Genomic DNA, 23,645 nt, shown 5'->3' with positions numbered 1-23,645 from the left:
GGCCCCGTGAACAGGCGTTCACAGGGCCTCTTGGCGATCGTCCGACTGTTACCAGCCGCGCTCAGCCAACCGGTGCGGCTCGGGAACATCTGAAACATTGATGCCGACCATCGCTTCACCGAGACCGCGCGAAACCTTGGCGATGACGTCCGGGTCGTCGTAGAAGGTGGTGGCCTTGACGATCGCCTCGGCGCGCTGCGCCGGGTTGCCGGACTTGAAGATGCCGGAGCCGACGAACACGCCTTCGGCGCCGAGCTGCATCATCATCGCGGCGTCGGCCGGGGTCGCGATACCGCCCGCGGTGAACAGCACGACGGGGAGCTTGCCCTTCGCCGCGACCTCCTTGACGAGGTCGTACGGGGCCTGGAGTTCCTTGGCCGCAACGTAAAGCTCGTCCTCGGGCAGCGAGGAAAGGCGACGCAGCTCCGCGCGGATCTTGCGCATGTGCGTGGTCGCGTTCGAGACGTCGCCGGTGCCGGCCTCGCCCTTGGAGCGGATCATCGCCGCGCCCTCGTTGATGCGGCGCAGCGCCTCGCCGAGGTTGGTCGCACCACAGACGAAAGGCACGGTGAAGGCCCACTTGTCGATGTGGTTCTCGTAGTCGGCCGGGGTCAGGACCTCGGACTCGTCGATGTAGTCGACGCCGAGCGACTGGAGCAGCTGAGCCTCGACGAAGTGGCCGATGCGGGCCTTCGCCATGACGGGGATCGAAACGGCCTCGATGATGCCGTCGATCAGGTCCGGGTCGCTCATCCGGGCCACGCCGCCCTGCGCGCGGATGTCCGCGGGGACCCGCTCGAGCGCCATCACCGCGACGGCGCCGGCGTCCTCGGCGATCTTCGCCTGCTCGGCGGTGACCACGTCCATGATCACACCGCCCTTGAGCATCTCCGCCATCCCGCGCTTGACCCGGGCGGTGCCGGTGAGCGAGGTGGTGGCCGTGTTCGTGGAGTCGTCAGACACTGCTGGACCTTTCGGAAAGCGCGCGAGGTGGGGTGACGCCTTCGAGGGTAGGCCGCTTTTGGACCTCTGAAGCAGGCCAGTTCGCAGCGATTTCAGCAGTCCACTGGGTGATCTGGCCCGCATTCGTCCTCTGAACGCGGTAGTTGCGCGTGCAAGGACCACATCCAGAGGACCAAATGCGGAAGGAGGGCTAGCGGGCCAGGCCTTGGGTGAAGGCGAAGAGGCCGTCCGGGTCGTACTTCCGCGCCACCCGGCGCAACCGAGGGAGGCTGTCGCCGTAGTACGCCTTCGCCCAGTCCGGCATCTCCGGATCGATGTAGTTGACGTACCCGGCCCGCCCGTACTCCCGGCCGAGTTCGTCCCGGACCAGGCCGATCGACCGGCGCGCGTACGCCTCGCCGCCCTCCAGACCACGGGTGATCTGGATGCTCCCCAGCGCCGACCGGTATGGGAAGCACGAGTCGCTCGACGGCACCCGCGCGATCGCGCCCCCGTACGCGTCCACGATCGAATACAGTTCCGGATCGCTCGTCAGCAGCGACGCCAGCGCGCCGGGGTCGGGCACCGGATGGGTCAACATCCTCGACGTGGCCACGTACTCGCCGCGCTGCGCGACAGCGGCGGGGAAGTCGGCCTCCCGCGCGAAGGCGCGCATCGTGGCCAGATGGCCCTGTTCGGTCACCTCGCGTTTGGTCGGCTGAGTGCCGACGCGGCGGATCAGATCGTCCAGCAGCGGGTTCACCTGCGCGGCGGAGCCCACGAAGCAGCCACCACAGTTCGCGACCGTCGCGCCGAGGCCCATCCCGGACCACAGTTCGTCCGGCATCGCGGGCTGCCACTCCTGCCAGGCCGCGACCAGCGAGGCCAGCGCGGCGGGCGGGAAGATCAGGTTGAAGTTCGTCAACGTCCTGGCCGCCGCCGTGCGGAAGGTGAACGACGTGACGATGCCGAAGTTGCCGCCACCGCCGCCGCGCAACGCCCACAGCAGGTCCGGCGCGGTCTCCGCCGACACCAGACGCGGTTTCCCGTCGGCGCCGACGAAGCGCACCGATTCCACGCTGTCACAGGTCAGCCCGTACTTGCGGGCGAGCACGCCGATTCCGCCGCCGAGGGTCAGGCCCGCGATGCCGACCTGAGGGCAACTGCCGGCGGGCAGTGCGCGGCCCGCCGCCGCCAGTGCCTCGTACACCTGGCCGAGCCGCGCGCCCGCGCCGATCGCCGCCCGGCCGCCGGGCAGGATTTCGACCGTGTTCAGCCGGGACAGGTCGACGACGAGTCCTCTGTCCACAACGGAATAGCCGGCGTAACTGTGCCCGCCCGAGCGGGCCGCGATCGGAATCCGCTGTCTGGCCGCGAAATCGACGCAGTTCCGCACGTCGTCCTCGGTCGCGCAGACCGCGACACCGGCGGGCAGCCGATGGTCGTAGAGGCTGAAGAACCCGAGCCTCACTTCGTCATAGCCGGGGTCACCGGGCCGGAACAGCTCACCCGTCAGCCTGGACCGCAGCCGTTCCCACGGACCACCGCCCTCGGGGATCGCCGCGGGCGCCGCCGCGAGCACCGGAACCGCGCCTGCCAGCCGTAACACCGTTCGTCTGCCGAGCTCCATCGCTCATCCCCCACCGTCGGATCCGCCTCCGGGTGTCCGCCATCGAGCATAACGGCGCTTCGACATTCGGGGGGTCCCTCGCCGGTCGCCTTGCCGCGACGGCCGTCGCGGGTGTGTGATCGAGGACACACCTGTACGCGGCATCGTGTGGTGAGGAGATCGGCATGGCCGACAAACAGAGCAAGAACGGAGACTCCGGGGCCGCCGTCGCTGTGGACGACCCGGCGAAAGTACGCAACGTCGTCCTGGTCGGCCCCTCGGGATCAGGCAAGACGACACTGGCCGAAGCGCTGCTCGCCGCCTCCGGCACGGTGACGCGGGCAGGCTCGGTCGTGGAGGGCACCACCGTATGCGACCACGATCCCGCCGCGGTCCGGCAGCAGCGGTCGGTCGGCCTTTCGGTCGCGCCGGTGCTGCACCAGGGCCACAAGATCAACCTCATCGACACCCCCGGGTACGCCGATTTCGTCGGCGAACTGCGGGCCGGGCTCCGCGCCGCCGACGCGGCGTTGTTCGTGGTCTGCGCGGCGGAAGGCGTCGACGCGGCCACGGTCGCGGTCTGGGAGGAGTGCGCGGCCGTCGGGATGCCGAGGGCGGTGGTCGTCTCGCGGCTCGACCATCATCGCGCCGATCCCGAAGGCGAGATCGCCGCTTGCCAGGAGGCCTTCGGCGCCGGAGTCCTGCCGCTGTACCTCCCCGCTCGCGATGGGCTCGTCGGACTCATCACGCGCCGCTACTTCGACTATTCGAACGGCTTCCCACCCGAGGTCGGCGAGCCGGACGAGGCCGATCTCGCCCGGATGACCGAGGCTCGCAACGAACTGATCGAAGGGGTCATCGCCGAGAGCGAGGACGAGTCCCTGATGGACCGCTACCTCTCCGGCGAGGAGATCTCCGAGGACACGCTGATCGCCGACCTCGAAACAGCCGTCGCCCGAGGCTCCTTCCATCCGGTGATCCCGGTGTGCGCGACGACCGGGGTCGGGCTCGCCGAGGTCCTCGACGGGATCGTGCGCGCTTTCCCGTCACCGCTGGAGCACGTCCCGCCGGAGGTCACCTCGCCCACCGGCGAACCGCATGCCGGTCTTCGCGCCGACCCCGACGGCCCGCTGGCGGCCGAGGTGGTGCGGACCGCTGTCGACTCCTACGTCGGCAGGGTGTCGCTGGTGCGAGTGTTCTCCGGGACGCTCCGGCCGGAACGCCCGGTGCACGTCTCCGGCCACGGTCTCGCCGAACGGGGCCACGAGGATCACGACACCGACGAACGGGTCGCGCATCTGTACTCGCCGCTCGGGGCTAACCTGCGCGAGGTCCCGTACTGCGTCGCCGGCGATCTCTGCGCGCTCACCAAGGTCGGCTCGGCGGAAACGGGCGACACCGTCTCCTCGCCCGAAGACCCGCTGATCATGAAACCGTGGGCGATGCCGGAGCCACTGCTGCCGGTCGCCGTCGTCGCGAAGACACGCAGCGACGAGGACACCTTGGCGCGCAACCTTTCCCGGCTCGTCGCGGGCGACCCGACGCTGCGGCTGGACCGCAACGCCGAGACCAACCAGCTCGTGCTGTGGTGCATGGGCGAGGCGCACGCCGACGTCGTGCTGTCGCGGCTGCGCGCGGGAGGCGCCGACGTGGACACCGAGCCCGTCCGCATCAGCCTGCGGTCGACCTTCGCCGGGCCGGGCCGCGGGCACGGACGGCACGTCAAACAATCCGGCGGCCACGGCCAGTTCGCCGTCTGCGACATCGAGGTCCAGCCGCTGCCGAGGGGTTCGGGCTTCGAGTTCGTGGACAAGGTCGTCGGCGGCTCGGTGCCTCACCAGTTCATCCCGAGTGTCGAGAAGGGAGTCCGGGCCCAGGCACTGCGAGGGATCGTCGACGACCATCCGCTGATCGACATCCGGGTGACCCTCGTCGACGGCAAGGCGCACAGCGTCGACTCGTCGGACGCCGCGTTCCAGACGGCGGGCGCGCTGGCCCTCAAGGAGGCGGCCGCGGCGGCCAAGATCGCGCTGCTCGAACCGCTCGAAGAGGTGGCCGTGCGGCTGCCGGACGAGCACCTGGGCACCGTGCTGGGCGACCTTTCGTCCCGGCGCGGCCGCGTCCTCGGTACCGAATCGGGTGAAGGCGGCCGCACGGTCATCCGCGCCGAGGTGCCCGCGATCGAGCTCCTGCGCTACGCCATCGACCTGCGTTCACTGACGTCGGGCACGGCGACGTTCACCCGCAGGCACGCCCGGTTCGAGCCGATGCCGGAAGGAGCGGTGGCCCACTAGCCCGCAATTCGTCACCTACTTGCGTTGGTGGGGAACTCGAAGCCGCCGGGTCGGCCGTTCCGGTCGGCCAGCAGACCGGCCAGGGTGGCGATGGCGATCTCGGGCGGCGTGCGTGAGCCGATGTTCAGCCCGACCGGGCGATGGACACGGGCGATCTCCCGGTCCGGGACGTCCAGTGCCCGGAGCGCGGTGACGTGCGGGCCGGCGTGGCGCGGATTGCCGAGCACCCCGACCCACCGGGTGGGGCGGTCCAGCACGGCCTTGAGCACGTCGCCGAGTTCGGGCCGGTCGTGGTCGGTGACGACGACGTCGGCGTCCGTGCCGAGTTCCGGCACCGTCGTGACGGCCTCCAAGCCGTTCTCGACGTCCGTCACGCGGGCGCCGTCCGGGTCGAACAACACCGCCCGATAGCCGAGATCTTCGCCGTAGCGCAGGAGGAACGACGCCACCGGCGTCGCGAACACAGCCACCAGCAGCCGCTCGCTCATGGGTCGTCCTCCTATAGATCGGGCTCGGCGATCTCGAAGTATTCCGGAAGCCGGGCCGTCCCGGCGAGACCGAAGTACCGGACCTTCCGCCGCCGCCGCAGGTGCAGGGTGTCCCGGACGGCGTCGTTGTGCACACGCCGCGCGATGACGACGCGGTGTTCCGCGTCGGTCAGCTCCTCGGCCAGCGGCGGCGGCAGAGTCGCGCGGTCGACCCGCGCCAGCCGCAGCGTCAGTTCGCTTTCCTCGGCTTCGCGATCCTGCCTGCGCGCCTGCTCGGCACGTTCGGCCAACGCGCGCAGCTCCTCGTCGCCCAGGATCGCGGCGGCCGCCCTGGCGACGACGGCACGCCGCGCGAGGGCCGCGTCGAGCGCCGCCCAGCCCGCGTCCGTGCGGACGTGCAGCCGGTCCAGCCGGTTCGCCGTCGCGAGTAGGAAAAGTCCGCCCAGCACCACGATCGCGGCCACCAGACCGCCGATCCACACCCAGGTCGTCATCGGCTGAACTCGCGTTCACCCGCGCCGACCCGGCGGGGATCGGCGGCGATCGCCGTCTCGTACACGCGCAGCACCTGCGTGGTGACCACGGACCAGTCGAACATCGCGACCCGCTCCCCCGCTGCCGCCGCCAGCGACACCCGGCGAGCCGGATCCCCGAGCAGCTCACGCAATCCGTCGGCCAGTGCCGCCGCGTCGCCGGTCTCGGTCAGCATCCCGGCCTTGCCGTCGTCGAGCACCCGGCGGAACGAGTCCAGCCCACTCGCCAGCACCGGGGTCCCCGCCGCCATCGCCTCGGTGAGGATCATCCCGAAACTCTCGCCGCCCGTGTTCGGCGCGCAGTAGACGTCGACGCTGCGCAGCGCCCGCGCTTTCGTCTCGTCGTCGACCTGGCCGAGAAGGTCGATATGCGGCGCGAGTTCCGGCCCTGCTTCGCGCCGGAGCTGATCGGCGTCGCCGCGGCCGACGACCAGCAACCGCAGCTCCTCGAACTCCGGCAGCAGCATCCGCAACGCTTCCAGCAGCACACCCATCCCCTTGCGGGACTCGGTGAACCGCCCGACGAACCCGACCGTGCCGCCCGCCCGCGGATAGCCGTCCAGCGGAAGCGCCCGGGAGAAGAAGTCGACGTCGACGCCGTTGGGCACCTCGACCGCGTCCCCGCCGGCGTGCTCGACCTGGACCCGGCGAGCGAGCGCCGACACCGCGATCCGCGCGGTGATCTTCTCCAGCAGCGGCCGCAGCACCGGCTGGAACGCCGCCAGCGTGCGCGAACGGGTCGTCGCGGTGTGGAAGGTCGCCACGATCGGGCCGTCCGCGACCTTCAGCGCCAGCAGGGAAAGGCTCGGCGCGGCGGGCTCGTGCAGGTGCAGGACGTCGAAGTCGCCATCGCGGATCCACCGCCGCACCCTGGAGTAGGACACCGGGCCGAACTGCAACCGCGCGACCGAGCCGTTGTACGGGATGCCGAGCGCCTTTCCCGCGGGGACGACGAAATCCGGGACGTCGGAGTCTTCGTCGGCCGGAGCGAGGACCGAGACCTGGTGCCCGCGCGCCAGCAAGGCCTTCGCGAGATCGATGACGTGCCCCTGCACGCCACCCGGCACGTCGAACGAGTAGGGGCAGACGATCCCGATCTTCATGACCCGCGCCTGAGCCATCGGCTCAACTCGCTTCGCCGAGCTCGGCCTGTTCCCCGGCTTCGAAATCGGAGAGCCAGAACTTCTGCATCATGTGCCAGTCGGCCGGATGCGCGGCGATGTCCCCGGCGAAGATGTCCGCCAGCGCCTGGGTGGCCGCCGGGACCTCGGACCGGTTCGTGACCCGGATCCGCGGATGCAGCCGGATCTGCCAGCCGTCCTCGGTGAACCAGCAGCCCGCCGGGATCAGCGCGGCGCCGGTGGTGGCGGCCAGCCTGGCAGGCCCGCCGGGCATCCGGGTCTGCTCGCCGAAGAACTTGACGGGTACGCCGGAGTTCGTCAGGTCCCGGTCGCCCACCAGGCAGATCGCCTTGTTCTCACGCAGCCGCTTGAGCAGCACGCGCATCGCGGAGCTGTCACCGGTCAGCGGCACGATCTCGAAACCGAGCGACTCCCGGTACGACACGAACCGCTGGTACAGCGATTCGGGCTTCAGCCGCTCCGCGACCGTGGTGAAGCCGCCGAGGTAATCCGCGAGCCAGACGCCCGCCGCGTCCCAGTTCCCGCTGTGCGGCAGCGCCATCACCGCGCCGTTGCCCTCGGCGAGGGCGGCGTCGAGGTTCTCCACGCCGGTGATCGACTGGGCGACCTTGCGGCTGACCTCCTTGTGGTCCATCGAGGGCAGCCGGAACATCTCGTGCCAGTAGCGCGCGTACGAACGCATCGCGCGGCGGGTCAGTTCGTCGAGTTCGACGCCGTCGGCCTGCGGCACCACCCTGGCGAGATTGCGCCGCAACTGGCGGACGCCGCCGCCGTCCCGCCGGACCGCGAGGTCGGCACCCAGCCCGAAGGTCACCGCGCCCGCGGACTCCGGCAGCAAACGCGCGAGCCGCCAGCCCGCCGCGTAGCCGAAGTCACTGAGCCGCTGGGAGAACCCGCTCATACCCCACCCTCCGCGGCGGGTGGCCCGGCCGCCTTGGCGGCCCTCGCCGCCTTGGCCACCGCGGCCGTCCGCTGCAGCAGGGTGATCACCGAAAGCACCGCGAGCAGCCAGAGTGTGATGTCCACGGTGTACGGAACGCCCAGCCCGTGCAGTCCGGTTCCCACGAGGGCGATGATCAGCCGTTCCGCGCGTTCGACCAACCCACCGTCGGCCTCCAGCCCGGAGGCTTCGGCACGCGCCTTGACGTACGAGATGACCTGCGCCAGCACCAGGCAGATCAACGCGGCGGCGGCGGCCGGGCGGTTGTCGTCGTGGACGAAGCACCACCAGGCGATCGCGGCGAACAACGCGCCGTCGACCAGCCTGTCGCAGGTCGCGTCGAGGACTGCCCCGAACGCCGTGCCGTACCCGCGGGCGCGGGCCATCGCGCCGTCGAGCAGGTCCAGCATCGCGAAGCCCCAGACGGTGAAGGTGCCCCACAGCAGCATGTCGTTGGGAAAGAACACGAGCGCGCACAGCACCGCCCCGGCCGTGCCGATGACGGTCATCGCGTTCGGGGTCAGCCCGGCACGCACGAGCACCTTCCCCATGGGGTCGGTGACGCGGGAAACGGAGGCGCGCGCGAAAATGTTGAGCATCGGTTCTTCAGGTGCACCTAAGCAGCAGGGTCGGGTGGCCGCCCGAAGCCTATCCACCCGCACCGGCGCCCGTCGCCGTGCCCGCCCTGGAGCGGCTCCCGGTCAGTCCGCTTTGGCCAGTTCGGCAGGCTCCTCGAGATCCGCGAGCGTCCCTTCCCGTAGCGCCAGTTCCGCCTCGGCGGCGGCACATTTCGGCGACAACCGCTCCAGCACGGCGGCGCTGATCTCGCCGAGCGCCTTCACCTGTTCGGGGGTCAGCGGGTCGAAGAGGCTCTCGCGGACGGCCTCGACGTGCCCGGGCGCGGCCTCCTCCAGCGCGGCGAAACCGGCGGGGGTGAGCACCGCCCAGGAGCCGCGTTTGTCGGTGGGACAGGACTCACGGCGCACCCAGCCGTTCGCCTCGAGCCGCGCGACCGCGTGCGAAAGCCTGCTGCGCGACGCCTTGCGCGCGTCGGCGAGCTCGCTCATCCGCAGCCGCCTTTCCGGCGCCTCCGACAGGGCCACGAGCACTTCGTAGTAGGTGTGGGGCATGCCCGCCTCGTGCTGGAGCTGGCCCTCCAGATGCGCTTGCAGCATCCGCGTGGCCGCGGAGAAGTCGCGCCAGACTTTTTGCTCCTCGTCGGAGAGCCATCGGGGTTCGGACATGCCACCCATTCTACCCCTGGTTGAACGCTCAACCAAATTGCGCTACAGTCACGGTTGAGCGCTCAACCAGATGAGGGTTCACCACGGCCACACCCAGACTTTTGGAGATCGACTTTCATGACCACCACCGAGATCCCCGGCTACGTCACCGGCAAGTGGACGATCGACACCGCCCACTCCGACATCGCCTACACCGTGAAGCACCTCGGCCTGGCGAAGTCCCGTGGCAACTTCACCGCCTTCACCGGCGAGGTCGTCACCGCCGACAACATCCTCGACTCCTCGGTCACCGTCGAGATCGACGCCTCTTCGGTCGCCAGCGGTGTCGACGGGCGTGACACGCACCTCAAGTCCGAGGACTTCTTCCACGTCGACGAGCACCCGGTCATCACCTTCCGCTCGACCGGCATCCGCGAGGACGGTGGCGACTACGTCATCGACGGCGAGCTCACCTGGCGCGGCAAGACCGTCCCGGTCTCGCTCGAGGCCGAGTTCAACGGCATCGGCACCAACCCGGCCAACGACAACGCCACCACCCTCGGCGTCTCGGCCAGCACCACCGTCAACCGCCGCGACTTCGGCATCGGCCCAGAGGGCAACGCCTTCCTGTCCGAGAAGGTCAAGATCGACATCGAGCTTCAGGCCGCGCTCAACGCCTGAGTCCGCCTCGGTCTCAGTACAGCGATGTCATGCGCCCAATGTGGCATTGGGGACGGTCAGCGTCCCCAATGCCGCATTGGGGGCATGCCCGGCTTCCGATTCCCCGCTCACAACCGCCAGGGGCGACCAGCCTCCCTGCGGCCCGCGACCGTGCCTACCAGGCGTCCGCCAGCAGCTGCCGTGTCTCCCCCAGCAACTGCGGCAGCACCTTCGTATGCCCGATCACCGGCATGAAGTTCGCGTCGCCGCCCCACCTCGGCACCACGTGCTGGTGCAGATGCGCGGCGATTCCCGCGCCGGCGATCACGCCCTGGTTCATCCCGATGTTGAAGCCGTGCGCCGAAGACACCTCGCGGATCACCCGCATCGCGCGCTGGGTGAACTCCGCCACCTCGACGGTCTCTTCCGCCGTCAGGTCCGTGTAGTCCGCGACGTGGCGGTACGGCACGGCCATCAGGTGGCCGGGGTTGTACGGGTACAGGTTCAGCACCGCGTACACCGTCTTCCCGCGCGCGAGGATCAGCGCGTCCTCGTCACTCTTCTCGGGGAGACGGCAGAACGGGCAGCCCTCGTCGGGTTTCTTCGACCCCTGCACGTAGGCGAGCCGGTGCGGGGTCCAGAGGCGCTGCAACGCGTCCTGGACCCCCACACCGTCCTGTCCGACGACTTCAGGGCCATCGGGGCCCGTCACCGGAGGACCGCCTCCAAGCCCGCCACGGTCGGCGAGGAGTTCTCACGGCGCTGGACCCAGCCGGCGATCGCCTCGACGGCGTCGGCCACCGGGACACCGTTGATCTGGCCACCGTCGCGGAACCGGAACGACACCGCGCCCGCCTCGACGTCCTTCGCGCCCGCCAGGAGCATGAAGGGCACCTTCTGCGTGGTGTGAGTGCGGATCTTCTTCTGCATCCGGTCGTCGCTCGCGTCGACGTTGACCCGGATCCCCTTGGCGCGCAATGCCTTCTCGACGCCGCGCAGATGCTCGACCTGGTCCTCGGTGATCGGGATGCCGACCACCTGGACGGGCGAAAGCCACGCCGGGAACGCGCCCGCGTAGTGCTCGGTCAGCACGCCGAAGAACCGCTCGATCGAGCCGAACAGCGCGCGGTGGATCATCACCGGGCGCTGACGGCTGCCGTCGCCCGCGGTGTACTCCAGTTCGAACTTCTCGGGCAGCATGAAGTCCAGCTGGATGGTCGACATCTGCCAGGTGCGGCCCAGGGCGTCCTTCGCCTGCACGGAGATCTTCGGCCCGTAGAAAGCGGCGCCGCCCGGGTCCGGCACGAGCTCCAGCCCGGAATCCACGGCGGCGGTGCGCAGCACCTCGGTCGCCTCGGCCCAGACCTCTTCGGACCCGATGTACTTCTCTTCGTTCCGAGTGGACAGTTCGAGATAGAAATCGTCGAGACCGTAGTCGCGCAACAGGTTCAGCACGAAGTCCAAAAGGGACTTCAGCTCACCGGGAACCTGCTCCAGGGTGCAGAAGATGTGCGCGTCGTCCTGCGTCATACCGCGCACGCGGGTCAGGCCGTGGATCACGCCGGACTTCTCGTAGCGGTACACGGAGCCGAACTCGAACATCCGCAGCGGCAGTTCCCGGTAGGAACGTCCGCGCGACCGGAAGATCAGGTCGTGGAACGGGCAGTTCATCGGCTTGAGGTAGTAGTCCTGGCCGGGCTTGCGGACCGAACCGTCCTCGTTGTGCTCGGCGTCGAGGTGCATCGCCGGGTACATGCCGTCGCGGTACCAGTCGAGGTGACCGGAGGTCTCGAAGAGCGCGCCCTTGGTGATGTGCGGCGAGTAGACGAAGTCGTACCCGGCCTCGACGTGCCGCTGGCGCGAGTAGTTCTCCATCTCCTGCCGGATGATCCCGCCCTTGGGGTGGAACACCGGCAGCCCCGAACCGATCTCGTCGGGGAAGGAGAACAGGTCGAGCTCGACGCCGAGCTTGCGGTGGTCGCGCCGCTCGGCCTCGGCGAGGCGCTCCAGGTAGACGTCCTGCGCCTCGGTGGATTCCCAGGCGGTGCCGTAGATCCGCTGCAGCTGCGGGTTCTTGTCGTCACCGCGCCAGTACGCGGCGGCGACGCGGGTGAGCTTGAACGCCGGGATGAACTTGGTGGTCGGCACGTGCGGGCCGCGGCAGAGGTCGCTCCACACGCGCTCCTTGGTGCGCGGGTCGAGGTTGTCGTAGATGGTCAGCTCGCCGCCACCGACCTCCATCACCTCGCTGGTGTCCACATCGGACTTGATGTCGACGAGCTCCAGCTTGAACGGCTCGTCGGCCAGTTCCTTCTTGGCCTCGTCGACCGAATCGAAGACGCGGCGGGAGAACTGCTGCGAGCCCTTCACGATCTGCTTCATGCGCTTTTCGAGCGCCTGCAGGTCTTCCGGGGTGAACGGGGTGTCGACGGCGAAGTCGTAGTAGAAACCGTCCTTGACCGGCGGCCCGATGCCGAGTTTCGCCTGCGGGAACTGCTGCTGCACTGCCTGGGCGAGCACGTGGGCGGCCGAGTGGCGGATGACGCTGCGGCCGTCCTCGGTGTGGGCGGCGACGGCCTCGACCTCGACCTCGGACTCCGGCGCCCAGGAGAGATCGCGGAGGTTCCCCTCGGCGTCGCGCACGACGACGATCGTGTCCGGCCCCTTGGTCGGCAGCCCGGCTTCGCGGACCGCGGTGCCCGCCGTAGTGCCCGCCGGTACCACCACGCGCGGGGCGGTTGCGGCTGCTACTGACGACGGCTGGGACACGATGGACTCCTCGCGGTATAGCGGATGGTTCCCGTGATGTTAGTCGTCAGGTGCGGCGAGGCTCACGCGCATTACCCCTAACAGCACGAAGGCCTCCTTCCCATCGGAAGAAGGCCTTCGCGTATCGCGGGACGAGGTCAGACGGTCTCGACGACCTCGTCGAAGTCCAGCCGCGGCAGGCGGTCGAACCAGGGGTTGTCGCCCGGCTTGCCGACGTTGATCACGACGAGGGACTTCCACGGCTTGTCCGCGAAGAACTCCTTGTCGATGCCCTCGGCGTCGAAGCCGGTCATCGGGCCGGCGGCCAGCCCGGCGGCGCGGACGCCGATGATGAAGTAGCCGACCTGCAGCAACGCGTTGAGCTTGGCGGTCTCGACGCGGCCCGCCTCGTCGGCGAACAGGTCCTTGGCGCCGGGGAAGTGCGGGAAGGTGCGCGGCAGGTTCTCGTGGAACTCGGTGTCGGCGGCCAGCACGACGGTCACGGGCGCGGCCTCGGTCTTGGCGCGGTTGCCCTCGGACATCAGCGGCGCGAGGCGCTTCTTGCCCTCTTCGGTGCGGATCACCAGCGCGCGCAGCGGCTGGTTGTTCATCGACGTCGGCGCCCATTTGACCAGCTCGTAGATCGCGCGGATCTGCTCGTCGGTCACCGGCTCGTCGCTGAAGTTGTTCGCGGTGCGGGCTTCGCGGAACAACAGGTCCTGAACGTCCTGCGGGAGATTCAAGGCTTCGGTCGGCTCAACGCTGGTGGTCATGGGTGGATCTTCCTTCCGTACGCGTCCTGTACCCGTGCCAACCTAGTTGAGCGCTGAACTATTTCTCGTTCAACTATCGCCGGGTGTGGTTCCGGTCACAGCAACACGTCAGTAGGCTCCTCGCCCCTGCACCACGGCACGGAAGGTCTTCCAGAGGATCACCAGGTCGAGGGCGAGAGACCAGTCCTCGACGTAACGCAGGTCGAGGCGGATGCTCTCGGCCCAGCTGAGGTCGCTGCGGCCACTGACCTGCCAGAGCCCGGTCAGCCCCGGTTTGACCAGGAGACGACGGCGCGCGTCGGGGGCGTACTTCGCGGTCTCCTCCGGGAGAGGCGGCCGTGGCCCGACGAGCGACATCCGCCCGCCCACGACGTTGAACAACTGCGGCAGTTCGTCGAGCGAGTACCGGCGAAGCAGACCGCCGACCCGCGTGATCCGCGGATCCTTGCGCATCTTGAACAGTGGGCCCGCGCCTTCGTTGTCCGCCTGGAGATCCTGCTTGAGCTTGTCGGCGTTCGTGACCATTGTGCGGAACTTCAGCATCGTGAAGGTGTGGCCGTCCCGGCCGACGCGCCGCTGCCGGTAGATCACCGGTCCGCGGTCGTCGAGTTTGATCGCGACCGCGATCACCAGCAGCAGCGGGGAAACGAGGGTGAGGAGCAGGGCGGAGCCGAACCGGTCGAGTGCTTCCTTGACCAGACGGCGGCCGCCGGTGAACATCGGCGCGGTGACCCGCAGCAGCGGCATGCCGAGGACACCGGAGACGTTCAGCCGGGGGCCGGCGACCTCCATCAGCACCGGCGCGACCACCATCTCGGCGGACGTTCCTTCGAGGTCCCAGGCGAGCCGCTGCAGGCGTTTCGGATTCCAGTGCTGATCGGCGGTCACGGCGACCACCCGGTAGCCACCGCGGCGGACGTGGCTTGCCAGGTCGTCGAGCTTCCCGACGACCGGGACACCTTCCACCTCGCCGCTCCCCCGCTCCGCGCCGGCGCCGGAGTACGTGCACACGGCTTCGACCCGCCAGCCGACGTGGGGGTCGGCCTTGGTACGCGTGATCAGATCGGCGACCGTGTCCGGGCTTCCCGCCGCGAGCACCGGCAGCAGGCATTCACCGAGCCGCCGTCGCCGGTGCAGCACCTGTCTCAGCGCGTACCGCTGCAGGAACATGAAGACCGAGATCATCGGGACGACGATGAAGACCCAGGGCTGCACGGCGAGTGCGCCGAAGAGCAGGCCGCCCAACGCGACGAGGACAGCGGTGGTCACCAGTCCCCGGCCCAGCGTCCGATACTCCTCCGCGCCTTCGCCCAGCACGCGCGGACTCCAGGCACGGCAGACCGACAGCCCGAAAAGGAAGGCCACGGCGGTACCGAGCGCGTGCATGTCGTGCGGATCCGATCGATCGATCAAGAAGGCGCTCATCACGATGAGCACGAACGCGGTGAAAACGTCACTACCGATGACCCAGGCGCGGTAGCGCGATTCCCAAGCCGCGTACGGCGGCCGCGCCGACGTGGTGTCGACCGCGGCGACAGCGCCCGCACCCCGTCGAGGGGCGGGCGGGATCGACTGAAGGTCGATGTGCTGCGGCGTCCCGTTGACGGTGGACGACGGCCGCACCGACTCTTCCATCAGACCTCCCGGAGAGGGAATTCCCGAACGCCGGATCAACACGCTGAGTAAATGAGAGCGATTTCGAAGAGTGATCGATTCTCAAGATCCTTCAGCGGCCGATGGGGCGACACACGCCAAGGTATCGGCCACTCTCCGGCCATCGTTACAAGGATTTCCAGCCACACCCTGCGCGAGCATCCGGCAAATGAATGCCCCGTTGATAACAAGATGGTGACGATGGGTAATAGACCGTATCCGCCGAACAACTACCCAAAGTAGTCACGAATTCCCGGCCCGCGCGGCCACTTGGAGCACCGCGACCCCGATCGGCCGAGCAGCCCGGAAAACTCCACAGTGGACGGTCTCGGGAAGTCGATCTCCGGCCGGTCCATTGTGGATTTCACGGGTCCGGAGGACCACGGCGGGCCGGTCCGGTTCACCGCGCACGGACCTACCTTGTCAATCGGTCACCGGAGTGGCGTTTCGTCACATCACGTCAGCATCACGGCGACCCCGCCGCCGGAGCCGGACGGGTGAGCTCGCCCGGCATGCCCCACATCACTTTCCTCATGGTCTGGACCTTTCGACGGCCACTTCGTGCCGAGGATCACAAAGATGTCTCACCAGCCGGACGATGCGACACTTTCGCGACGCGACGCGAGCTTCTAGACGAATGTCCACACCGGCCGGAAGGGCGGGCTTCCTCGATCTTCGAACCGGCGGCCCACCGTGACCCCCGCGGCACTCGATGGATTCAGCCGTGCCGCTCGCGATCTCCGCGACGGCAGAAGTACCGTCCCCACATAACCGGCGTCCGACCTGGGGATCGAATGCCGCCGGACGGCTCACCGCCGACGGTCCCCGGAAATGAATCAAGGCCCCGGACCGATGGTCCAGGGCCTTCATCCGGTGGGCGATACTGGGATCGAACCAGTGACCTCTTCGGTGTGAACGAAGCGCTCTCCCGCTGAGCTAATCGCCCGCTCGCGGTGTTCGGCAGACTCTACCCCAAGACTTTAGGGGGCCTGCAAACGGGTGGTTCCCGCCGACCACACTCCGCTCACCAGCAAATACGGAGCGAACAACCACGAGCTAGCCGGGGTTGTCACGGCCGGGGGGCGCCCGCGACGCGTTTCGACATTCATGCGACGGTGCTATCGCGTGACGACTAAACCGCGCAGTATGTACATGTGGACTGCCTGCAGGGCGCATGGATGGCTGCGCGTCGCGCGGGTGATGATGGGGTGACGGAGCATGGACCCGGGGTCCGATGACCCCGTCCGGGTGATCTGCGGCAAAACCGCGTTCCGATCAGCCGGCCGATGCGTCACATCATCGCCACTCGGTTCGACCGGGCCGGGAAGGAGACGAAGGGTAGGACGATGCGCAACGATCACGTGACGCTCCGCTCGACGGCGGTGTTCGACCTCCTGGCGCCGCGGACGCCCGCGGTCCCTGTCAAGGTGGAACTGCGATACGACACTCGCGACCCCTACGCGGTCGTGGCCGCCTTCCGCACCGGCCGCGCCGGCTGGGTCGAGTGGGTTTACGCGCGCGACCTCCTCGCGGACGGCCTCCTGGCCGACGCGGGCGACGGCGACGTACGCATCCGCCCCTCCGTCGAAGACCCCGAGTCCGTCCTCATCGAACTGAACTCGCCCTCCGGGCACGCCATGTTCGAGGCGTCCGCTCAGGAGCTGGCCGACTTCCTCGACCGGACCTACGACGTCGTGCTCCCGGGCAACGAGCACCTGTGGGTCGACGTCGACGACGCCCTGACCCACCTGATCCCCAACGATCTGGCCTGATGACGGGCTTGCGAACAGCAAGTGGCACCCCGGTTGCAGGGGCGATTTCGGGGTTCGATAGTGTTCACACACACCACGGCGACGGGGTGAGAGGCAGAACCGCGAGGATCTGACCTCCCATCCAGACCGAGGATGTGCGGATGTAGCGCAGCTGGTAGCGCATCACCTTGCCAAGGTGAGGGTCGCGGGTTCGAATCCCGTCATCCGCTCGGAAGGCCTTCTCGGGCCTGACACGGTGGAGTGGCCGAGAGGCGAGGCAACGGCCTGCAAAGCCGTGTACACGGGTTCGAATCCCGTCTCCACCTCGCGCGATTAGCTCAGCGGGAGAGCGCTTCCCTGACACGGAAGAGGTCACTGGTTCAATCCCAGTATCGCGCACCATCTGTTTTCGCAGGCCAGAAGCCCTGCTCCTCCTCGGAGGGGCAGGGCTTCAGTCGTTCAATGGCGATGGTCCTCGGGGCGTCTTCAACTGCCCGTCACGGAAAGTGGCGTGCAGGCGTGGGAACCACTCCCCCAGCGAACAGAGCGGCCGACGCTCACGCCGCACGCATGCCACCGCGATACGGACGCACCTCGCTCTTCGTCACCCGCGCCATCTCCGCGACGTCCTCCCGGCTGAACCGGTAGTGCTTGCCGAACCGGCGATGCGGCGACCAGCGTGTCGGACTGTCTTGGTGCCGACCATGAACCGATAGTCAGACCGGCGGGCGGGCGTAGGTAACCGAGTACGGGTTGCCGTGGATGACGAACGGCAGCGTGCCGCCGTTGTCCTGCACGAAGGCGTTGATCCGCCAGGTCCCGCACCCGCTGGCCGGCTGCGTCACCGTTAGCTGCCCGAGGAGCCGCAGGTGGTGCAGATTCCCGCTCACCGCCGCGGTTTCCGAGGGCGTGGCCTGGGCGACGCAGCCGGGCGCGGCTGAGGACGGCGTCGCGACCGTCCGGAACCGCACCATCGCGGTGTTGGCCTTGCCGGGATAGGTGGTGCCGTCCGGGCAGGCGTTGCCCCCATCGCCATAACAGCTCGTGGCGAAGAGATCGGCGGTGGCGAGGAACCTGGTGGCTCCCGGCAATGGGGTGTAGTCCACCGGGTTCACCTGCTTGCCGGGCGCATCCATCCCGAGGAAGGTGTTCTGCGAGGACCCGAACGTCTGCGCGAAGCCCTCGGGGCCGATGGCTCCGTCGATGTCCCCGATGAAGCCGCTGTACAACTTGGCGGTCTCGCGACCAGGCTGACCGGGCTGCCCGGCCGCGTACCCGTTGAGGACGTACGCCCGCAGCAGGCACTCGTAGTTGCCCGTGGTGGCCGGCTTGAACAACATGCGCACGACGAGCGTGACCCTGCCACCGCCGTGCAGCAGGTTCTGTCCACTCCAGATCTGCCCGTGCTGGGTCGCCGTGTTCGGCAGCGTCGTGCCGCCCACCGGCTGGCAGGTGATCTTGTGCCCGATCGCGATGGCGGACACCGCGCCGTCCACTCGGCCGTCGCCGACCTCAATCTCACTACGCAGGTTGTGCGAGGTGCCCGCGGCGACCGTGCCGAGGACGAGCCGGGCACGGACCTCGCCTTCGCCGCTGGGTGACTCCACCATCGTCACCGGCGCGGCCTCGGCGATCTTGTCGTAGGCATGGGCGGTTCCGGCAAGCACCGGGACCAGGAGCAGGGCGCTGAGTGTGGCCAGAAGGGTTCGCACACCTCCCACCATGCCGCAGGCGACTACGTCTTGCACCCGGTTCGACACGGATCGGGTCAGGCCAGGCCAGGTGTCTGCTCGAGGGCAGAGCCGTGCTGGCAGTCCGCCGCGGCCAACGGAGCCCGTGCCGATGCCACGGGTACCAGGCTCACCGCCGCCAGGATCGCGCCTGAAAGGAGATAGATTCCAGTTTTCGTGGCACTAGTGCCATTTCAGTGCCACGATCCCTGGGAAAGTGTCATCGATTCTGGGACCCTGCAACCCGCCTGCAGGGTCTCGCCGCGTGTGACATGTCGATATTCTGCGACGTGCAGTTTGTTCGCGTGTCTCAGGGTGTTTCATCAAGATCAGTCTCAGTCTCGTGGCATTTCTTCGGGTGACACTGCCGGATCGCGTTGATGCCATCGGCTCTGACATTGTGTGCGCGCCGAGCATCGCTCTGAGATGTCGACGGACGCCCTGCTCGACGCGCTCATCCGTCGGCCAACGAGCGGGGGTCCGTGCCGGGATCAAGGCGGACTATGAGCGGAATTCTCTGCCGAGTTCCTTGAGTATGCCCCGGGGGCAGGGGTTCAACTGTTCATCGCGATGTAGTCGATCGGGCTGTTTTGAACCTAGGGGCGGTTTATGGACAGGAAATTGTGGTTCGCCATGGTGATTCCCGTGGTCGCGGGTGGCCTGCTCGCGGGGATGACCCCCGCGCTGGCGAACCCCGGCACGGTGAACACGACCGGCATTCCGGCGCGCTACGCCGAACAGGACCTGGCGTGGCGCCAGTGCACCGCCGAGGATGTGCCGGACAAACCGGAGACGGCGAAGGTCCTTGAGTGCGCGGCGTTCGCGTCCCCGCGCGACTGGGAGCGCCCGGACGACCGGCAGGACGTGACGATCGCGATCAGCAGGCTGAAGTCCACCGGTGAGACGACGGCATCGGTGCTGACCAACCCGGGCGGCCCCGGTGGGCCGGGCCGCTCGTTTCCCGCCTCGCTGCGCGAGCAGGCCAAGCTGCGTGAACACCAGGAGATCATCGGCATCGACACCCGCGGCACCGGCAGGAGCACGAACATCTCGTGCGACGGAGCGGGCCAAGGTGCCTTTCACGACCCGCGCGACCGCGACCCGCGCAATCTGGACCTCCTCCTGGACACGGTGGAGCTGACCACGAAGACCTGCGAGCAGGCCTCCGGTGAACTCGGCAGGTTCGTCGACACCTTCCACAACACCAAGGACCTGGATCTGCTGCGGGTCCTGCTCGGCCGGGAGAAGATCAACTGGATCGGCTACTCGGCGGGCACCTGGCTCGGCGCGCACTACGCCCAGCGGTTCCCCGACCGCGTCGGCCGGTTCGTGCTGGACTCGTCGGTCGACTTCACCTCGACCTGGGCGGCGTCGTTCGACATGCAGCCCATGGGTTACGAACGCCGCTGGCGGCAGGACTTCCTGCCGTGGGCCGCTACCCATGACAACCGGTACGGGCTCGGTGTCACCGGTGAACAGGTCCGGCAGACCTTCGAGCAGGTCCGGTACGCGCTGACGCGCGATCCGGTCGAGGTCGACGGCGTGAAGGTCGGCCCGGTCGACCTGGACAGCCGTTTTCTCGGCCTGCTCAAGAGCAAGCAGGCGTTCCCGGCCCTGGCCGGCTTCCTGGTCCAGCTCAGGACGCTTACCCGGGACGACGCGCCGGAGCAGGCCAAGGCACAGGCCAGGGCGGCGATCGCCGCCGCACCGGCCGAGCCGGACCCGAATGACGCCCTGCTCGCCGTGCTGACCGCCGTCCGGTGCAACGACAGCCCCACGCCCGGCGACCGGGAGTCGGTGATCCGCAGGTCGCAGAAATTCCTCGACCAGGGCAAGCTGCTGGCCGGCGGGTTCTGGATGTTCCTCCAGAACTGCGTCTTCTGGGAGGGGCAGCCCCGTCCACTGCCCACAATGGACGGCAAGGGTTTTCCGCCGGTGGTGATGGTCCAGTCGGTGAACGACCCGGCCACGCCCATCGAGGGCGCCCGGAGGGCACACGCCGGGTTCGAGAACTCCCGGCTGCTGACCGTCACCGGCGAAGGTGACCACGGCGTCTACGGGTACGGCAACCCGGCCGTGGACAAGGTCGTCGACGCCTACCTGGTCGACGGCGTGGTCCCGGAAAACCAAAGCCTGCCCGGCATGTCGCTGCCCAACCCCACCTGACCGATCAAAACAAATGAAGAGCTACCGGGACTTAACGGCAAGTAGTTGTTTGGGGAGCGCCCTAGCGGCACTCCCCATGCTTGCCCTAAGCTCATCGATCCCCGATACGAAAGGCCCCCAATGCACGTACGGTCTCGCCGCCGCTCGCTTCGCTTCACTGGCCAGTCGGTGGTCATCAGCATTGCGGTCAAGAAGGGCATCATCCCGGACGACTACAAGCACACTATCCCACTCAAGAACATCACTGGTGTACAGCACACCAAGCCGACTGTGTTCAGCCCCGGCAAGGTGGTCATCAAGCACAACGGAGCTAGTGCCGACGCAGTAGTCAACGTGCCAATGTTCGCCGATAAACTGAATAAGGACACGTTTCTCTATTCGGCGGGAGAACTGAAGAAGGTCACTGAAATTATCGATGCTATTAATAAAGCCAGGAGCAAGTAGATAGCGGCCGAATTTCAGCTGCCCGGCAGAATTAGGTCCCTCGACCGACGAGAAGACACCGAATGCCACGGCGCGACGGCCGCGAACTTGGCCCTTGCCGACTTGTCACACGACGTGTGAGGTGCCACCCCTGGTGGGCTACTGGCAGAAGTGGCGATGTGGCTTGAACCCACCCTCCAGGTGTCGGGCAAAGGACGCGGGTCACCGCGTGCTGACGGTCTGAACGCGAGCGAGCAGCGGCACCCTGTCCCCTACGACGACTGGTTTCCCGTCCGTTGCGTCGGCACCGGTCGACGCCGACCGCTTGGAATTCGCCTCTTCAGAAACAGCTGACGACACAGCGGAACAGAACCACAGCTGGGCGAACCCCGTACGGTGCCGCGCTTCGTACCCGCGCCCCGGTCAGACATCTGACCTGCATGATGACGGCCACGATGGCGTTCAGGGAGTGGGGATGACTTCCTGGTTACGCGGGCGAACGCGCGCGCGGCGAGCAGGGGCTCCAGGCCGGTGAGGGCGGTGTCGCGGAACGGCTCGGTGATCGAGCACTCTGAGGAAGGCCCGGAGACCAGGTCGTAGGCATCGTGCTCCGAGCGGGCCAACTGCCCGGCCAAATGGTGCGCCGACGCGCGATGCCGCACGTAAAGAACGCCGTAGGCGTCCGCGCTCGTGGCGGGCTGCCTGTGGCGCACCGCGTGCAAGAGCTCGGTGTCGCTCCATTCCGCGGTGGGCACCGCGGCCGCGACCTGGGCTGCTGTGGCCCGCTGCCGATTCCGGTGACTACTGGGCGATCGGGAGAGGGCGTACTGCCGGTCTCGACGGCGCGCGGCCCGCGCCGCGGCGCACGAGGACCGGTGAAGATAGCCCAAGCGAGTGACAGGTACTGGCGATCTGTCACATCGAGTGATGATCCTTGCTAGCGTCCGGGTAACCGACTTGAGGAGACTGGGGCATGGCAGGGGATCTCGGGCGACGGGCGGCTTTCGGGATGGCGGCGACCGCCGGTGGCGCATTGCTGGCCGGTGGCACCGCGAGCGCGGTGGAATCCACTGTGGACTCCACGGTGGACGACAAGCACCAGGTGCGCCCGTCGTTCACCGTGGTAGACAAGCGAGGGCGGCAGCGGTTCCTGCTCGACAGCCGCAAACCGCCGCTGATCGTCGACGGCCAGACCTACCCGCCCGAGCGGCGCTCCGGACCGGAGAACGGCTCCTATCTGATCTTCAACGACGAGACCGGCGACGAAAAGGGCGGCCTGCTCGTCCACCCCTCCGGGGGCCGCATCGCCTTCGACTATCCGCACGCGGTGGACGGGATCAACCTCAGCCTGTCCGCGAAGGACGGCGTGGGCGGCGCGGGCTTGACCATCAACGGCATTCCGGATCCCGACGCCGGACCCAGCGTCCGTGCCACACCGCGCGCGCTCTTCGGCTGCCACACCACCTTCGGCGCGCAGCTGGCGTTGTGCGATTCCCAAGGACGTCCGCGAATCGTGCTCCAGGTCGACGAGAACGACCGGCCCACCATCAAGATCCTGGACGGGGACGGCAAAACGGTCAACGAACTGGCTTGATACACCGCACGCGAACCACTCCAGCGGAGTCGTGAACTGCATGGCCGTGCGGCGGCGTTCCTCGACGCTGAGCGGTGCGTCCGCGTGGCTTATGCGCCCATTGCGTAAGAGCGGTCCAACAGGTCGGTCATCGCCTGCTGGAAGTCGCGGCGCTTCTTGCCGCTCCAGCCCGCGGTCAACTGGGCGAAGATCTCGTAGAGTGCCTCACAGGCCAGCACGAGCCTGCCCTGCTCACCCCCGGCGTCCGCCGTCACCGGCCGGCGCGCCCAATGCCGGACGAAGTGGAACAGAACCTGACCAGGGCCGCCGCTCGTCATTCGGACGCCGCCATCTCACGGCAGATGTAGGCCAACTCGAGGGCGGACTTGAGATCCGGCAGCCGCAGCGCCGCCGTCACCTTCCCGCCAGAGGCACGGAAAACGGTCGCCACTCGGGTGGGCTCCGCGCTCTCGGGCCAGGTCGCGTCCTCCTCGACCACCATCAGCCGTTCACTGACCGGGTGCCAAGACCGAGGGATCAGCTTGATCCCCGAACGCTCCACCCACTCGGCGAACTGCGCGGGCATGATCGGGCCCGCGCCCTTCGGGCCGAGGACGACGAGCGGGTCACCGACCGCCCTCACAGACCGCCGCAGGTCGCCGTCATACGCCTGTGCTCGGATCGGAAGTCATGGCCGCGCTGTTGGACGAGCGGGGAGCTCGACGCCATCGGCAAGTGCCACGTGCCCGATGACGCACGCCACCGGCGGGTTGAGGTCGAGCATCTCGGTTCGGAGGCGCTCGAACCCAGCCTCGGCAAGCTGGCTTTCCAGCTCCGCTTCGGCGGCCGCCGAAGCGGCCGCGGTGGCTCCGTGACAATGGGGCTGGGACACCAGAGCGACGCGCCCGCCGGGCGAGTTCGCGTAGCCGGGCGGTCGGATCGGGCCACATGCCGGCTGTGTTGACCGCTAGCGCGGCGTCAAATGGCCCTTCCCTGA

Annotated in this window: 21 protein-coding genes and 4 tRNA genes; 9 read left to right on the top strand and 16 right to left on the bottom strand. The window is 68.2% G+C overall.

The genetic code is table 11. The annotated features are described in order from the left end of the window. Positions 1–48: 48 nt before the first annotated feature. Together pdxS and ACIHAO_RS41365 are read right to left on the bottom strand one after the other, a co-directional pair. The gene (pdxS, locus tag ACIHAO_RS41370; protein WP_125788066.1) at positions 49–963 is read right to left on the bottom strand and encodes a pyridoxal 5'-phosphate synthase lyase subunit PdxS; all 915 of its coding nucleotides are present in this window, start codon (positions 961–963) and stop codon (positions 49–51) included. A 190-nt stretch (positions 964–1,153) separates the two neighbouring features. Then, a complete protein-coding gene (locus ACIHAO_RS41365; RefSeq protein ID WP_396567529.1) occupies positions 1,154–2,572 on the bottom strand; it encodes an FAD-binding oxidoreductase in 1,419 nt (472 codons plus the stop codon). A 164-nt stretch (positions 2,573–2,736) separates the two neighbouring features. Between ACIHAO_RS41365 and ACIHAO_RS41360 the strand changes: the two genes are divergently transcribed. Next, positions 2,737–4,845 carry an elongation factor G-like protein EF-G2 gene (locus ACIHAO_RS41360; RefSeq protein ID WP_396567527.1) on the top strand — a complete coding sequence of 703 codons (2,109 nt, stop codon included), beginning with the start codon at positions 2,737–2,739 and terminating at the stop codon, positions 4,843–4,845. 11 nt (positions 4,846–4,856) lie between these two features. On the opposite strand, the gene ACIHAO_RS41355 is transcribed toward ACIHAO_RS41360, so the two are convergent. The 6 genes from ACIHAO_RS41355 to ACIHAO_RS41330 all read right to left on the bottom strand — a co-directional run bounded on the left by ACIHAO_RS41355 (position 4,857) and on the right by ACIHAO_RS41330 (position 9,192). Continuing rightward, positions 4,857–5,333: an XdhC family protein gene (locus tag ACIHAO_RS41355; protein ID WP_396567525.1), complete on the bottom strand. Its 477-nt coding sequence runs from the start codon at positions 5,331–5,333 to the stop codon at positions 4,857–4,859. A gap of 11 nt (positions 5,334–5,344) precedes the next feature. Beyond that, positions 5,345–5,827, bottom strand: a complete 483-nt coding sequence (locus tag ACIHAO_RS41350; RefSeq protein WP_396567523.1) for an NUDIX hydrolase — start codon at positions 5,825–5,827, stop codon at positions 5,345–5,347. Next, positions 5,824–6,969 carry a glycosyltransferase family 4 protein gene (locus ACIHAO_RS41345; protein ID WP_396567521.1) on the bottom strand — a complete coding sequence of 382 codons (1,146 nt, stop codon included), beginning with the start codon at positions 6,967–6,969 and terminating at the stop codon, positions 5,824–5,826. The genes ACIHAO_RS41350 and ACIHAO_RS41345 overlap by 4 nt, the downstream gene beginning before the upstream one ends. A 22-nt stretch (positions 6,970–6,991) precedes the next feature. Continuing rightward, complete coding sequence (locus ACIHAO_RS41340; protein WP_125788060.1) at positions 6,992–7,909, bottom strand: phosphatidylinositol mannoside acyltransferase; 918 nt, start codon at positions 7,907–7,909, stop codon at positions 6,992–6,994. Continuing rightward, positions 7,906–8,547: a phosphatidylinositol phosphate synthase gene (pgsA, locus tag ACIHAO_RS41335; RefSeq protein WP_396567518.1), complete on the bottom strand. Its 642-nt coding sequence runs from the start codon at positions 8,545–8,547 to the stop codon at positions 7,906–7,908. Before pgsA ends, ACIHAO_RS41340 begins: the two co-directional genes overlap by 4 nt. Before the next feature lie 102 nt (positions 8,548–8,649). Further along, positions 8,650–9,192 (bottom strand): MarR family winged helix-turn-helix transcriptional regulator, encoded by a 543-nt coding sequence (locus ACIHAO_RS41330; RefSeq protein ID WP_125788058.1) that lies wholly within the window; start codon positions 9,190–9,192, stop codon positions 8,650–8,652. A 117-nt stretch (positions 9,193–9,309) separates the two neighbouring features. On the opposite strand from ACIHAO_RS41330, the gene ACIHAO_RS41325 reads away from it, so the two are divergent. Beyond that, positions 9,310–9,852, top strand: coding sequence for a YceI family protein (locus ACIHAO_RS41325; RefSeq protein WP_396567516.1), 543 nt, complete (start codon positions 9,310–9,312; stop codon positions 9,850–9,852). Positions 9,853–10,006: 154 nt separating this feature from the next. Here the strand turns inward: ACIHAO_RS41325 and ACIHAO_RS41320 are convergent, their stop codons facing one another. The 5 genes from ACIHAO_RS41320 to ACIHAO_RS41300 form a co-directional block, all read right to left on the bottom strand. Next, entirely contained in the window at positions 10,007–10,543 is a 537-nt protein-coding gene (locus ACIHAO_RS41320; protein ID WP_125796785.1) for an HIT domain-containing protein, read from the bottom strand. Next, on the bottom strand, positions 10,540–12,600 hold the full coding sequence (gene thrS, locus ACIHAO_RS41315; RefSeq protein ID WP_396567513.1) for a threonine--tRNA ligase: 2,061 nt from the start codon (positions 12,598–12,600) through the stop codon (positions 10,540–10,542). The genes ACIHAO_RS41320 and thrS overlap by 4 nt, the downstream gene beginning before the upstream one ends. Before the next feature lie 137 nt (positions 12,601–12,737). Next, on the bottom strand, positions 12,738–13,352 hold the full coding sequence (locus ACIHAO_RS41310) for a malonic semialdehyde reductase (RefSeq protein WP_396567511.1): 615 nt from the start codon (positions 13,350–13,352) through the stop codon (positions 12,738–12,740). Positions 13,353–13,460: 108 nt separating this feature from the next. Then, positions 13,461–14,987: a sugar transferase gene (locus tag ACIHAO_RS41305; RefSeq protein ID WP_396567509.1), complete on the bottom strand. Its 1,527-nt coding sequence runs from the start codon at positions 14,985–14,987 to the stop codon at positions 13,461–13,463. Positions 14,988–15,879: 892 nt separating this feature from the next. Beyond that, positions 15,880–15,951 (bottom strand) — tRNA-Val (locus ACIHAO_RS41300). A gap of 400 nt (positions 15,952–16,351) precedes the next feature. Here ACIHAO_RS41300 and ACIHAO_RS41295 point away from each other — a divergent pair. From ACIHAO_RS41295 to ACIHAO_RS41280, 4 genes are all read left to right on the top strand, one after another. Continuing rightward, positions 16,352–16,777 (top strand): SsgA family sporulation/cell division regulator, encoded by a 426-nt coding sequence (locus ACIHAO_RS41295; protein WP_005159130.1) that lies wholly within the window; start codon positions 16,352–16,354, stop codon positions 16,775–16,777. A gap of 136 nt (positions 16,778–16,913) precedes the next feature. Next, positions 16,914–16,986 (top strand) — tRNA-Gly (locus tag ACIHAO_RS41290). A gap of 25 nt (positions 16,987–17,011) precedes the next feature. Then, a tRNA-Cys gene (locus ACIHAO_RS41285) sits at positions 17,012–17,082 on the top strand. Position 17,083: 1 nt separating this feature from the next. After that, positions 17,084–17,158 (top strand) — tRNA-Val (locus tag ACIHAO_RS41280). Positions 17,159–17,472: 314 nt separating this feature from the next. Here ACIHAO_RS41280 and ACIHAO_RS41275 read toward each other — a convergent pair. After that, positions 17,473–18,468 (bottom strand): hypothetical protein, encoded by a 996-nt coding sequence (locus ACIHAO_RS41275; protein WP_396567507.1) that lies wholly within the window; start codon positions 18,466–18,468, stop codon positions 17,473–17,475. Between the two features lie 627 nt (positions 18,469–19,095). Between ACIHAO_RS41275 and ACIHAO_RS41270 the strand changes: the two genes are divergently transcribed. The 3 genes from ACIHAO_RS41270 (at position 19,096) to ACIHAO_RS41260 (ending at position 22,669) form a co-directional block, all read left to right on the top strand. Continuing rightward, the gene (locus ACIHAO_RS41270) at positions 19,096–20,652 is read left to right on the top strand and encodes an alpha/beta hydrolase (RefSeq protein WP_396567505.1); all 1,557 of its coding nucleotides are present in this window, start codon (positions 19,096–19,098) and stop codon (positions 20,650–20,652) included. A gap of 168 nt (positions 20,653–20,820) precedes the next feature. Beyond that, positions 20,821–21,096, top strand: coding sequence for a hypothetical protein (locus ACIHAO_RS41265; protein ID WP_396567503.1), 276 nt, complete (start codon positions 20,821–20,823; stop codon positions 21,094–21,096). 952 nt (positions 21,097–22,048) lie between these two features. Further along, complete coding sequence (locus ACIHAO_RS41260) at positions 22,049–22,669, top strand: hypothetical protein (protein ID WP_396567501.1); 621 nt, start codon at positions 22,049–22,051, stop codon at positions 22,667–22,669. Between the two features lie 89 nt (positions 22,670–22,758). Here ACIHAO_RS41260 and ACIHAO_RS41255 read toward each other — a convergent pair whose 3' ends face one another. Both ACIHAO_RS41255 and ACIHAO_RS41250 read right to left on the bottom strand, forming a co-directional pair. Beyond that, positions 22,759–22,986: a hypothetical protein gene (locus tag ACIHAO_RS41255; RefSeq protein ID WP_396567499.1), complete on the bottom strand. Its 228-nt coding sequence runs from the start codon at positions 22,984–22,986 to the stop codon at positions 22,759–22,761. Next, entirely contained in the window at positions 22,983–23,291 is a 309-nt protein-coding gene (locus tag ACIHAO_RS41250; protein WP_396567497.1) for a hypothetical protein, read from the bottom strand. Before ACIHAO_RS41250 ends, ACIHAO_RS41255 begins: the two co-directional genes overlap by 4 nt. Positions 23,292–23,645: the final 354 nt, after the last annotated feature.

This window comes from Amycolatopsis sp. NPDC052450 (assembly GCF_044547565.1).
GTDB lineage: Bacteria > Actinomycetota > Actinomycetes > Mycobacteriales > Pseudonocardiaceae > Amycolatopsis.
This window is presented reverse-complemented; position numbering and strand designations above follow the sequence as displayed.